We start from the raw sequence: 12791 nt of genomic DNA, 5'->3' as shown, positions 1-12791 counted from the left end.
GGCACGCGTGCGCGCCCTTGCGGGCAGCAGCGATCAAGCCAGGCCCCGCAGCAGCTCGTTGACCGAGGTCTTGGCGCGAGTGCGCTCGTCCACCCGCTTGACGATCACCGCGCAGTACAGCGAATGGCTGCCGTCGGCGGCGGGCAGCGAACCGGACACCACCACGCTGCCCGGGGGCACGTATCCGTAGCTGATCTCGCCCGTCGCCCGGTCGTAGATGCGCGTGCTCTGGCCGAGAAACACGCCCATGCCGATCACGCTGTGATGGCCGACGACCACGCCCTCGACGACCTCGGAACGGGCGCCGATGAAGCAATGATCCTCGATGATCGTCGGCCCCGCCTGCAGCGGCTCGAGCACGCCGCCGATGCCGGCTCCGCCGGAGATGTGGCAGTGGCTGCCGACCTGGGCGCACGAACCCACCGTGGCCCACGTGTCGACCATGGTGCCGGCGCCGACGTACGCGCCGATGTTGACGAAACTCGGCATCAGCACCACGTCGCGGCCGAGGTGGCTGCCGCGACGCGCCACGGCACCGGGCACCACCCGCACGCCGAGGGCGCGGAAGGCGGCCTCGTCGTGCCCGGCGAAGCGCGCCTCCACCTTGTCCCAGAACGGCGCCGGCTGCGCCTCGACCACCGCCATGTCGTTGACCCGGAAGTACAGCAGCACCGCCTTCTTCAGCCAGGCGTTGAGCCGCCAGCCGCCGTTGCCGTCGGGCACGGCCACGCGCAGCACGCCGGCTTCCAGGCCAAGGATCGCCTGCTCCACCGCCGGACGCACCGCGCCGGCGATTTCCTCGGGGGTGAGCGCCGCGCGGCGTTCGAAGGCGCTGTCGATGGTCGTCTCGAGCAGGTCGAGGGCGGCGCGGTCGGCAACGAAGGCTGGGGCGGTCATCGGCAGGGTCGTCTCGCAGGGGTCATCGGGGAGCGTCGCCGTCGATCGTCGCCAGCAGCGCATCGCGCAGCGAATCCTGGCGCGACGCGTCGAGCGCGTGGTTGCCGGCGGCCAGCCGAAACACGTCCTCGACGCGTTCGCCGTAGGTGGCGACGCGGGCGTCGTGCACGCGCAGGCCCTGCAGGCGCATCACATGGGCGACGTCGGCCAGCAGCCCGGGGCGGTCGGTGCAGACCAGGCTGAAGACGGTATGGCGGCCGTCCGCGCTGTCGCTGAAGGCGATCTGCGGCACCACGCGAAAATGGCGCAGGTGCCGCGGCTGCGCCCGGCGCGCCGGCCGCACGTCGAGCGAACCGGCGAGCACGGTCAGCAGCTTGCGTTCGATCGCCGGCAGGTCCGGCACGTGGCGAGGATCGGTCGGCAGGACCTGGAAGACGTCGAAGACGGTGCCGCCAGGGCCGTCGATGGCGCGCGCCTGCTGGATCGCCAGGCCGCTGCGGTCCAGGGTGATGGCGATCGCGGTGAACAGTCCGTCGCGGTCGCGCGCGTGGACGAACACCTCGAGCGCCTGCGCGCCGGCCGCCAGCCGCCGCACCCGCACCACGCTGTCGCCGGGAGCGGTGCCGCGCAGCCCCAACGCCTGCCAGGCGATCTGGTCGGCGCGGCCGCGCAGGAACAGCGGCTCGGGCATCCGCGCGAACAGCGCGTCGGCCTCGTCGTCGCCGACGCCGTACGCCGACAACAGGCCGCGGGCGCGGTCGCGGGTCTCGGCGATGCGCTCCACCGCCGCCACCGGGTTCTCCAGCCCGCGGCGCATCGCCAGGCGGGTGGCGGTGCGCAGGTCGGTGAGCAACCTGTCCTTCCAGGCGTTCCACAGTTTCGGCGAGGTCCCGGCGATATCCGCACAGGTGAGCAGGTAGAGGTAGTCCAGCCGCTCGCGGTCGGCGACCTCGGTGGCGAAACGATGGATCACCCCCGGGTCGGAAATGTCCAGCTTCTGCGCGGTGGTCGACATCAGCAGGTGCTTGCGCACCAGCCATTCCACCAGCGCGCTGTCGGCCTCGCCCAGCCCGTGGCCGTCGCAGAACTCGCGCGCATCGACCGCTCCGAGTTCGGAATGATCGCCGCCGCGGCCCTTGGCGATGTCGTGGAACAACCCCGCCAGCAGCAGCAACTCCGGCTTGCGCAGCTGCGGCCAGACCTCGTGCGCGGTCGAGAAGCGCTCGTCCGGCGCTTCCATCGAGAAGCTGGCGATGTTGCGCAGCACCGCCAGGGTGTGCTGGTCGACCGTGAACACATGGAACAGGTCGAACTGCATCCGCCCCGAGACCTGCGCGAACTCCGGGATCCACACCCCGAGCACGCCCATCCGCGACATCCGCTCCAGGGTGCGCACCGGCGTCGGGCCGCGCAGCAGCGCAATGAACTGCGTCCGCAACTTCGCGCCAGCGTCGCGCCAGGACGGCAGTGCGTGCAGCGATTCGGCCAGCGCCCGCGCGGTCTGCGAATGCAGGCCGCGGATCTCCGGGCGCTCGGCCCACATCGCGAACAGGTCGAACACGCGGCCGATGTCGCCGCCGGGCCAGACCTCGTCGCGCGCGACCAGGTAGCCGCGGCGGGTGGCGAAGTCGGTGTCCAGCGGCACCAGCTCGCCCTCGCCCTCGATCTGCTCCTCGAACCGCTGCAGCAGCCGGTCGTTGATGCGCAGCACCACCGAGGCGCTGCGGTAGAACTCCTGCATCATCCGCTCGACCATGGCGTTGTCGGCCTCGTCGGCGTGCGCCAGGCGTGCGGCCAGGGCCTTCTGGTGATCGAAGCGCAGCCGCTCCTCGGCCTTGCCGGCCACCAGGTGCAGGCCGAAGCGCAGCCGCGACAGGGTCCGGCGCTCGCGCTCGAGGGTGGCGTACTCGTCGACGCCGAGCAGGCCCAGGGTGATCAGCTGTTCGAGTCCGTAGGCGTCCAGCACCCGCCGCGCCATCCAGCGCAGGGTATGCACGTCGCGCAGGCCGCCGGGCCCGTCCTTGAGGTTGGGCTCGAGGTTGTCGGCGGTGTCGCCGTAGCGGGCGTGGCGATCGCGCTGCTCCTGGCGCTTGGCGGCGAAGTAGCGATCGGGCGGCCAGCTGCGCTCGATCGAGATCGCGTCGTTCAGGGTGCGCACCTCCGCCAGGTTGGCGAGCAGCGGACGCGCTTCCTGCAGCGAGGTCTGCACGGTCAGGTCGGCGGCGGCGGCGCGGGTGCACTCGGCGGCGCTGCGCACGGCATGCCCGACCGGCAGCCCGGCGTCCCAGAGCAGCGCGAAGAGCCGCGCCAGGGCATCGGCGTAGCGCTCCTGGGAGCCCTCCTCAGCCAGCGCCAGCACGTCGATGTCCGAGTGCGGGAACAGTTCCCCGCGTCCGTAGCCGCCCACCGCGAACAGCGCCAGCGGGGCATCGGCGGGAATGCACCGCGCCCAGGTCTGCCGAACCCAGCCGTCGACGGCGTTGACGCGCTCGGCCAGCAGCCGGTCGATCTCCTCGCCCTCGTCGAAGCGGCGGGCCAGCTCGGCGTCGTGTTCGGCCAGGGCCGCACGCGCGTCGGCGGCCCAGGCGGCGTCGTCGGGCGCGCCGCCGTTCGCCTGCTCGCCTGGCGCAGCATTCGCCATCAGAGGAACTGATCGTTGTCGTCGCCGGGCACGCGCGTGAGGATGTCGAACCCGTCCGCGGTCACCGCGATGGTGTGTTCCCACTGCGCCGAGAGCCTGCGGTCCTTGGTGACCACCGTCCAGCCGTCCGGCAGCACCCGGGTGTGGCGCGCCCCCTCGTTGATCATCGGCTCGATGGTGAAGGTCATGCCTTGCTGGAGCACCGTGCCCTCGCCCGGCCGGCCGTAGTGCAGCACTTGTGGTTCGTCGTGATAGACCCGGCCGATGCCATGGCCGCAGTACTCGCGCACCACGCTGAAGCGCTCGCCTTCGGCGTATTTCTGGATCGCGTGGCCGATGTCGCCCAGGGTGGCGCCAGGGCGCACCGCGCGGATGCCCTCGAACAGCGCATTGCGGGTGGTCTCGACCAAGCGGCGAGCCATCACCGAGGGCTCGCCGACGTAGTACATCCGGCTGGTATCGCCATGCCAGCCGTCCTTGATGACGGTGACGTCGATATTGATGATGTCGCCATCCTTCAGGACCTTCTCGCTGGGGATGCCGTGGCAGATGACGTTGTTGGCGGAGATGCAGGTCGCCCTCGGGTATCCGCGATAGCCGATGTTGGCCGGGGTCGCCTTCTGGACGTTGACGATATGGTCGTGGCAGATGCGATCGAGCTCCTCGGTGGTCACGCCCGGCTTGACGTGCGGGGCGACGACCTGCAGCACTTCGGCGGCCAGGCGGCCGGCGATGCGCATCTGCTCGATCTCTTCTGGGGTCTTGAGGGTGATGGCCATCGGGCCATTATCGCCGATCCCGGCGCACCGGGCCCGGAGGCGCTGCGCCTGCGACGTCGGACCCCGCGATTCGAGCGCTGTGGTGTGCGGGCTTCGGAGGCAGCGGTGCCCGGGCCGGGGGATGCTCCCCGGCTCAGTCGGGCCATCCATGGCCCGATTCGCCGCCGCAAGCCATCCATGGCTTGCTGTCCGCATCCCCCGGCCCGGGCACCGCGTCGGTGATTCACTTTCGGATGCTCGGTCACCCATTCCTCCGGAGCCGACCAACGCTGCAGCGGGAGCTGCGCCGGGGGGATTGCGGAGAGCTGCACAGGGATGTGCAGCGGCCCTTCGGTCCGGCCATGGATGGCCGGACCGAAGGGCGGAGCAATCCCCCCGGCGCGGCTCACGCCCCGCGCAGTTGACCGAAGCGGCTCTGGGGAGCGGGCAAACAGCGGCTATTCGCTTCCGTACCCCGTGGCGACGGTGATACATCCTCCCAACGGAGGAAACTGCTTGGCGCGGCGACGGTGACGGATTGAAGCGACGGATGGGACTGCTTGGCGCGGATTTGCCCTTGCCCCCGCAAAAGGCTAGAATCCCGCGGCTGCGCCGGCTCCGGCCGTCCGCACCGCCCACGCCGGGCGACACCGGCGAATACACACCCGCTGCCGCAGCCCGTGCCGGGGTGCCCCACGATCCACGGATCCGGGGTTCGGTCACGGAGGCGGCGGGGAAGCCCAACCCCGGAACCTCGCGCCCGCATGCGGGCGTACCGCCCCATCGGACGGGCGGCCGGTTCCCTATCAGGAGTTTCCAGCGATGCCCCAGATCACCATGCGCCAGATGCTGGAGGCCGGCGTGCACTTCGGCCACCAGACCCGCTACTGGAACCCCAAGATGGCTCCCTACATCTTCGGCGCCCGCGGCAAGATCCACATCATCAACCTCGAGAAGACCGTCCCGCTGTTCGGCGACGCGATGAACTTCATCTCCGCCATCGCCCAGAAGCGCGGCATGATCCTGTTCGTCGGCACCAAGCGCAGCGCGCGCGAGGCGGTCAAGGAAGAAGCCGAGCGCTGCGGCATGCCCTACATGACCCAGCGCTGGCTCGGCGGCACCCTCACCAATTTCGCCACGGTGAAGAAGTCCGTCGGCCGCCTCAAGGAACTCGAAGCCGCCGAGACCGACGGCACCTTCGAGAAGCTGGTCAAGCACGAGGTGCTGGGCCTGCGCCGCGAGCGCGAGAAGCTGCTGGCCTCGCTGGGCGGCATCAAGGAGATGGCGCGCCTGCCCGACGCCCTGTTCGTCATCGACATCGGCCATGAAGGCATCGCCATCAAGGAAGCCAAGAAGCTCGGCATCCCGGTGATCGCCGTGGTCGACACCAACTACGACCCCGCCCTGGTGGACTACGCCATCCCCGGCAACGACGATGCCATCCGCGCCGTGCAGCTGTATGCCCGCGCCGCCGCCGACGCCGTGCTCGAGGGCAAGGCCGCCGCACCGTCCGCCGCCACCGTCCGCGAAGAGGACTTCTCCGAGGACGGCGACAAGCGCCGCGGTCCGGCCAGGAAGTCGGCCGCCAGGAAGAGCGCCGACAAGCCCCAGGCCGAAGACGCCGCGGCCCCGGCGGAAGCATCGTCCCCGGCGGAGCCAGCGGCCGCGAGCGAAACGCCGGCCGCCGAGTAGCCGCAACGCCACGCGGCCGCGCGATCCGGCACGGCCGCCGTTCTCCCGCAGGAGCGCCCCATGGGCGCGACCCGCCCGTCCGGCGGCCACCCCGCGTCCATGGGGCGCTCCTGCGTACCACATCCGCATTCAGAGGTATCCCGATGGAAATCACCGCAAGCCTGGTCAAGGAACTGCGCGAGCGCACCGGCGCCGGCATGATGGAGTGCAAGAAGGCGCTCACCGAGAACAACGGCGACGTCGACACCGCAGCCGAGGCGCTGCGCAAGTCCGGCCTGGCCAAGGCCGACAAGAAGGCCAGCCGCGTCGCCGCCGAGGGCCGCATCGCCACCGCCCAGGCCGAAGGCCGTGCGGTGCTGGTCGAGGTCAACTCCGAGACCGACTTCGTCGCCAAGGACGGGAATTTCATCGCCTTCACCGACGCCGTGGCGCAGACCGCGCTCGAGGCCGGCGGCACCGACGTCGAGGCCCTGAAGAGCGCGAAGCTGCCCTCCGGCGAGTCCGTCGAGGAAGCACGCGCCGCGCTGATCGCCAAGGTCGGCGAAAACGTGCAGGTGCGCCGCATCGCCCGGATCGACAGCGGCAACAACGTCGCCGCCTACGTCCACGGCGGCCGCATCGGCGTGCTGGCCGAGGTCCAGGGCGGCGACGCCGAACTGGCGCGCGGCCTGGCCATGCACGTCGCCGCGATGAATCCGCCCTACAACAAGGCGGCCGACGTCCCGGCCGATTTCATCGCCAAGGAGAAGGAGATCGAGTTGGCGAAGATGTCCGACAAGGACCGCGCCAAGCCGGCCGAGATCCTGGAAAAGATCGTCAGCGGCAAGATCAACAAGATCGTCAACGAAGTCACCCTCTACGGCCAGCCGTACGTGCTCGACACCAACCAGAGCGTCGAGGCCGTGCTCAAGGCCGCTGGCGCCGAGGTGGTCGGCTTCCAGCGCCTGGCCGTCGGCGAGGGCATCGAGAAGGTGGTCGAAGACTACGCCGCCGAGGTCATGAAGCAGGCCGGGCTGGCCTGAACCGCCAGCGGCACACACGAAAAAAGCCGCGGCATGCCGCGGCTTTTTTCATGGCTCGACGGATGCCCTGCCCGCCCGTGCCCCCGACTACAGTTCCGGTGCGGCCGGCCGATACCGTGGCGCCCACGGAGCGCGCCAGGCGGTCCGTCCTGAATCGCCACGGAGCCCGCAGTCGATGCACCCGGAGCTCGAAGCCCAGCTCGGCCGCTGCCGCGACCTTCCGACGCCGCCCGGGGTGGCGCTGCGGGTCATCGAGCTTGCCCAGGACCCGGCGGCGGACCTGACCGCCACCGCCGAGGCGATCTCCCTGGACCCCGCGTTGAGCGCCCGGATCCTGCGCATCGCCAACTCGCCGCTGTTCGCCAGCGCCAGCCGCCGCAGCTCCGCCACGGTGTCCCAGGCGCTCGCCCTGCTCGGCCTGAACGCCGCGCTCAGCCTGGCGCTCGGGTTCTCGCTGGCCGCCACGATGCGCGGCGGCGACCAGGTCGCCGCGGAGCGCGAGCGCTTCTGGCGCCGCAGCGTGCTCGGCGCCATGGCCAGCCGCCTGCTCGGCGAGCAGGCGGGCCTGGAGCGGCTGGAGGAACTGATGCTCGCCGGTCTGCTGCAGGACATCGGTGCGCTGGCGCTGATGCAGGCGCTTCCCGAGCGCTACGCGGAGCTCGGCGGCGGACCCGCCGGCGTGCCCGCCCTGGAGCGCGAACGCGCACTGTTCGGCGCCGACCACGCCGAGGTCGGCGCCTGGCTGGCCGCACGCTGGAACCTGCCCGCATACCTGCAGCGGCTCATCGCCCGCCACGAATGCGGCGAGGACGACGATGCCGCGCTCGTCTGCGTGGCCGGGTCGGGACTGCTGGCGGACCTCTGGCTCGGCTCCGGCGGGCCGGAAGCGCTACGCGGTATCGCCGCCGCGCTCGAGCGGCGCACCGGGCTTTCGGGGGCGGAGATCGCCCGCCTGATGGAGCGCATGTCGGCGTCGGCACCCGAACTCGGCACCCTCTTCGACGTCCGCCTGGAGCATCCGCGCCAGGTCCACGAACTGCGCCAGCAGGCGCTGGAGCTGATGGTGGTGCGCAACCTCGTCGAGGTCCGCGACGCCGCCGACGCCCGCCGCGAGATCGACGCCCTCAAGACCAGGACCCGCGACCTCTCCGAACAGGTCCGTCGCGACCCGCTCACCGGCGCCTACAACCGCCTGCAGCTGGAGGAAGTGCTGCAGCGCGAATTCGAAGAGGCGCTGCGCTGCAAGCGCCCGCTATCCATCGCCTTCGTCGACCTCGACGACTTCAAGCGCATCAACGACCGCCACGGCCACCTGGTCGGCGACCAGGTGCTGCAGGAATTCTGCCGCTGCCTGGGCAGGCAGCTGCGCCAGACCGATCTGCTGGCGCGCTACGGCGGCGAGGAATTCCTCATCGTGCTCAGCAACTGCGATGCCGACGCGGCGCGGGCCACGCTCGAACGGATCCTCGCCGAAATCTCGAGCACGCCGATGGCGCTGGTCGACGGGGCGCCGCTGTACATCACCTTCTCCGCCGGGCTGGCGTGCCAGGGCGGCGGCGACCAGTTCGCCAGCGCCGAGGACCTGCTCAAGGCGGCCGACGAGGCCCTCTACGGTGCCAAGCGCGACGGCCGCAACCAGGTGGCACCGTCCACCTGCTGAAGCGCGAGCGCGCTACCGCCAAGCGGCTTTCCGGCCGATCGATGACCGCGATGCGAGCCTGCGAAAGCCGCAGATCAGCCGCCAACGATGTCGGCCACCTCCCTGGTAGCGCTACCTGTCAACAGTGCCGGGTTGCCAACCCTCCAAAATCCATGCTATTCGACACTTGCGGATGAACGGATTCTGTTCTTCCGATTTGCTTTACTTGCTTATTTAGCCGTTCCAAACCAATCGGGGAGAACAACTTCCATGCGCACTCTGAAGAGGGCGGCCCTGTTCGCCGCACTATGCGTTGGCCTGAACGGGGTGGCCCACGCCCAGTCCAACGCAGCAGGCTCGATCTACGGCACCGTCGAGCCCGGTTCCACGGTGGTCATCACCCGCAGCGACACCGGATTCCGTCGCGAGATCCAGGCCGATGCCGGCGGCCGGTACCGGGTGCCGGCGCTGCCGGTAGGTGAATATGAGGTCAGCGTCACGAAAGATGGACAGGCCATCGGCAGCCGAAGCGTGCAGGTGTTTCTGGGCGGCGGCGCCGACGTCTCGTTCGCACGGGCTGGTGAGAATATCCAGGATTTCGCCGCGGTCACGGTGACGGGCACCGCCGCTTCCTTCATCGACGTGTCCAATACCGACACGCGCGTCGTCTTCACCGCAGAAGACCTGCGCCGAATCACGGTCGGCAACAACATCGAGTCGGTGGCGATGCTCACCCCGGGCGTAGTCGCGGCCGACTCGCGCTACACCAACGCCTCGGGCGCCCCCGTACAGTCGTTCGGCGGCTCGGCTGCCTCCGAGAACGCGATCTATATCAACGGCTATCCCGTCACCAATCCGCTGACGAACCTCGGCTCCACGACCATGCCTTTCAACGGCATCAGCCAGTATCAAGCTTTCATCGGCGGCTACGGGGCCGAGTTTGGCCGCGCCACCGGCGGAGTGGTCAACATCATCACCCAGCGGGGCACCAACGATTGGGGCGGCGGACTGTCGCTAATGTGGTCGCCGGACAGCCTGAGGGCCGACCAGCGCAACATCTACTACCCCATGAACGGAACCGCGAACGACGGCCTGCTTTACCAGAATCTTTCCGCGCAGACCGACGACCACATCACGTACGGGGGTTATGTCAGTGGCCCCATCGTGAAGGACAGGCTGTTCTTCTACGCCAGCGCCGAATTCACCGACCGGGAGCGGGAGACCTATTCCGCACGCGGCACGAACCAGTATTTCGAGCGGGACTACGAGGTGCCGCGCTGGCTCGGCAAGGTGGACTGGCACATCACCGATAACCACCTGCTTGAGCTGACGGCCATTTCCGACGTGACCAAGCAGACGGCGCTGGTTAGGCCCTACGATTACAACACCGGCGAAATCGATCGCAACGCCGAGTTGTCCGGATACGAATGGGAAGACGGCGGCGAACTCTACATCGGAAAATACACCGGCTACATCACCGACAACCTGACCTTGTCCGCCCTCTACGGCAGGCAGAAGCAGGACCATATCGAAAATCTGATCGGCTACGACCCCAGCGTGGTCTACGTGAGCGACGCCCGCAACACTCCCAACCCTGTCCAGAACGGCCGCTTTGCGCAGGTCGCCTTCCCGGATGCGTTCGACGAAACCGAGGGCGGGCGCCTCGATATCGACTGGCAGGTGGGGAGTCACGGACTGCGCCTCGGCTACGACCGGATCGACTCGACGTCGCGGGCCGGCGAGCAGACCTCGGGGCCGGGATACCGCTGGCGCTACGAGTCGGTCGGACCCGACGCAGCGAACGACACGATTCCCGGCAGCGGCGGCGCGAGCGGCCCTGGCGGCAACGGCGACTACGTGGTCCGGTACATCTATGCCAACGGCGGCACCTTCGAAGTCAAGCAGTACGCGTACTATCTCGAAGACCGCTGGCAGATCAACGATCGCTGGCTGCTGTCGCTGGGCGTGCGCAACGAGAATTTCGAGAACTTCAACGCCGACGGCATCCAGTACGTCGAACAGAAGAACCAGTGGGCGCCCCGTATCGGAGCCACCTGGGACGTTCATGGCGATTCCAGCATGAAGGTCTTCGCCAACGTCGGGCGTTATCACCTGGCCATGCCGAACAACGTCGCCCTTCGCGGCGCCGCCGGCTCCCTCTACACCCAGGAATACTTCGCGTTCACCGGCATCGACCCGGCGACCGGCGAGCCGCTCGGCCTGACGGCGCTGGGCGACGGACCGCATTCGTCGAACAACGAGTTCGGTCAGGCCCCGAACCCGCTTACCGTCGCGGCGAAGGACATCGACTCGCACTACCAGGACGAGTTCGCGATCGGTTTCGAGAAGGCCGTGGGCGACAGCCACATCTTCGGCGCTCGCTACATCTACCGCGACCTGAAAAGCGCGATCGACGACATGTGCGACTACCGTCCGGCCTACAACTGGGCGATCCGCAATGGCTACTCCGAGGATATCGCCCTGGAGATCGGCGACTCGCTGGCGCACTGCCGCCTGTTCAATCCTGGCGAAGACAATACCTTCGTTCTGGACGACGCCGAAGGCAATCTCTACGAGGTGCCGCTGACCGCGGACGAACTCGGATTCCCGAAGCTCAAGCGAACCTACCAAGGCGTGGACCTGTTCATCGAGCGGCCCTTCGACGGCACCTGGTACTACAAGATCGACTACACGTTCTCCAAGAACTACGGCAATGCCGAAGGCCAGCTGAAGTCCGACGTGGGCCAGGGTGATGTGTCGATGACCATGGACTGGGACCACCCGGAACTGATGGAGCATACGAACGGCTACCTGCCCAACGACCGCAGGCATTACGTCAAGGCTTTCGGTTTCTACCAGATGAACCCCGAGTGGCGCTTCTCGGCGACCATGACGCTGCATTCCGGCCGCCCGAAGAACTGCCTGGGCATCTACAACGGACCCAGCCTCGATGAATCGGACGAGTTTCGGAACAACGTGGAATACGGCGGTCCGTACTATATGTACTGCAACGGCGAACCGAGCCCGCGCGGCAGTGCCGGAAGGCTGCCCTGGAGCGGCAAGCTCGATCTAGGGGTTGCCTGGTCCCCAGCATTCCTCGACCACAAGCTGATGGTCGGGCTCGACGTGTTCAATGTGACGGATGCGCAACCCGTGCAGAGCGTCATGGAGTATGGAGAGATCGGTGCTCCGGGCAATCCGTACCACTCGACGAATCGCCCGATCAGCTACCAGGCGCCCCGCACCGCCCGGTTCACGGTCCGCTACGACTTCTGATCCACCGTCATCCCTTTCCCTCTTGGACGCCCGCGCAAGCGGGCGTCTTTTTTTCCGCTGAACCCGGACAACCTCGGCTACAATTCGCCCGTTTGCCCGCCCGGAGCCCCCATGTCCCAAGTCGCCTATCGCCGCATCCTGCTCAAGCTGTCCGGCGAGGCCCTGATGGGTGACGAGGACTACGGGATCGATCCCAAGGTGATCGGCAGGCTGGCGCGGGAGGTGGTCGAGGCGCAGCAGGCCGGGGCCGAGATCGCGCTGGTGGTCGGCGGCGGCAACATCTTCCGCGGCGCCGGGCTCGCCGCCGGCGGCATGGACCGGGTCACCGGCGACCAGATGGGCATGCTGGCCACGGTGATCAACGCGCTGGCGATGCAGGACGCGCTGGAGAAGGTCGGCGCCAAGGCGCGGGTGATGAGCGCGATCAAGATCAACGACGTCTGCGAGGACTACATCCGCCGCCGCGCCATCCGCCACCTGGAAAAGGGCCGGATCGTGATCTTCGCCGCCGGCACCGGCAACCCGTTCTTCACCACCGACTCGGGCGCCGCCCTGCGCGCGATCGAGATCGGCGCCGATCTGCTGCTCAAGGCCACCAAGGTGGACGGCGTGTACGACGCCGACCCGAAGAAGAACCCGACCGCCACCCGCTTCGACGCCCTGACCTACGACGAGGTGATCGCCCGCGACCTGCAGGTGATGGACACCGCGGCGTTCGCGCTGTGCCGCGACAGCGACCTGCCGCTGCGGATCTTCGACATGAGCCAGCCAGGCCAGCTGCTCCGGATCCTCGAGGGCGAGCCGATCGGCACCCTGGTCCAGGGCCGCGGCTGAGCCTTCCCGCCGCGTCGCGCGGCGGCCCCGCC

At 68.7% G+C, this 12791-nt stretch carries 8 protein-coding genes; 5 read left to right on the top strand and 3 right to left on the bottom strand.

Features of this window, described 5'->3' with window-relative positions; genetic code table 11:
* Positions 1-33 precede the first annotated feature (33 nt).
* The 3 genes from dapD to map are packed head-to-tail and all read right to left on the bottom strand — an operon-like array spanning position 34 to position 4317.
* Entirely contained in the window at positions 34-972 is a 939-nt protein-coding gene (gene dapD / locus H0E84_RS06635; RefSeq protein ID WP_425600468.1) for a 2,3,4,5-tetrahydropyridine-2,6-dicarboxylate N-succinyltransferase, read from the bottom strand.
* A complete protein-coding gene (gene glnD, locus H0E84_RS06630) occupies positions 920-3538 on the bottom strand; it encodes a [protein-PII] uridylyltransferase (RefSeq protein WP_180677853.1) in 2619 nt (872 codons plus the stop codon). Before glnD ends, dapD begins: the two co-directional genes overlap by 53 nt.
* A complete protein-coding gene (map, locus tag H0E84_RS06625) occupies positions 3538-4317 on the bottom strand; it encodes a type I methionyl aminopeptidase (protein WP_180677852.1) in 780 nt (259 codons plus the stop codon). The genes glnD and map overlap by 1 nt, the downstream gene beginning before the upstream one ends.
* 801 nt (positions 4318-5118) lie before the next feature.
* On the opposite strand from map, the gene rpsB reads away from it, so the two are divergent.
* From rpsB to pyrH, 5 genes are all read left to right on the top strand, one after another.
* Positions 5119-5988 carry a 30S ribosomal protein S2 gene (gene rpsB / locus H0E84_RS06620; protein WP_180677851.1) on the top strand — a complete coding sequence of 290 codons (870 nt, stop codon included), beginning with the start codon at positions 5119-5121 and terminating at the stop codon, positions 5986-5988.
* A gap of 143 nt (positions 5989-6131) precedes the next feature.
* On the top strand, positions 6132-7010 hold the full coding sequence (gene tsf / locus H0E84_RS06615) for a translation elongation factor Ts (RefSeq protein WP_180677850.1): 879 nt from the start codon (positions 6132-6134) through the stop codon (positions 7008-7010).
* A gap of 175 nt (positions 7011-7185) precedes the next feature.
* Positions 7186-8670, top strand: coding sequence for a GGDEF domain-containing protein (locus H0E84_RS06610; RefSeq protein WP_180677849.1), 1485 nt, complete (start codon positions 7186-7188; stop codon positions 8668-8670).
* Between the two features lie 249 nt (positions 8671-8919).
* Positions 8920-11925, top strand: a complete 3006-nt coding sequence (locus tag H0E84_RS06605) for a TonB-dependent receptor (protein WP_180677848.1) — start codon at positions 8920-8922, stop codon at positions 11923-11925.
* Positions 11926-12036: 111 nt separating this feature from the next.
* Complete coding sequence (pyrH, locus tag H0E84_RS06600) at positions 12037-12759, top strand: UMP kinase (RefSeq protein ID WP_180677847.1); 723 nt, start codon at positions 12037-12039, stop codon at positions 12757-12759.
* Positions 12760-12791 lie beyond the last annotated feature (32 nt).

The organism is Luteimonas salinisoli (assembly GCF_013425525.1).
GTDB classification, from domain to species: domain Bacteria; phylum Pseudomonadota; class Gammaproteobacteria; order Xanthomonadales; family Xanthomonadaceae; genus Luteimonas; species Luteimonas salinisoli.
The sequence above is the reverse complement of the archived record's forward strand: the minus strand, read 5'-3'. Positions and strand labels throughout refer to the sequence as shown.

Bases quoted from the DNA above. Each gene is read 5' to 3' on its own strand.
- tsf (WP_180677850.1), top strand. From the start codon at position 6,132: ATGGAAATCACCGCAAGCCTGGTCAAGGAACTGCGCGAGCGCACCGGC.
- rpsB (WP_180677851.1), top strand. From the start codon at position 5,119: ATGCCCCAGATCACCATGCGCCAGATGCTGGAGGCCGGCGTGCACTTC.
- pyrH (WP_180677847.1), top strand. From the start codon at position 12,037: ATGTCCCAAGTCGCCTATCGCCGCATCCTGCTCAAGCTGTCCGGCGAG.
- map (WP_180677852.1), bottom strand. From the start codon at position 4,317: ATGGCCATCACCCTCAAGACCCCAGAAGAGATCGAGCAGATGCGCATC.
- H0E84_RS06610 (WP_180677849.1), top strand. From the start codon at position 7,186: ATGCACCCGGAGCTCGAAGCCCAGCTCGGCCGCTGCCGCGACCTTCCG.
- H0E84_RS06605 (WP_180677848.1), top strand. From the start codon at position 8,920: ATGCGCACTCTGAAGAGGGCGGCCCTGTTCGCCGCACTATGCGTTGGC.
- glnD (WP_180677853.1), bottom strand. From the start codon at position 3,538: ATGGCGAATGCTGCGCCAGGCGAGCAGGCGAACGGCGGCGCGCCCGAC.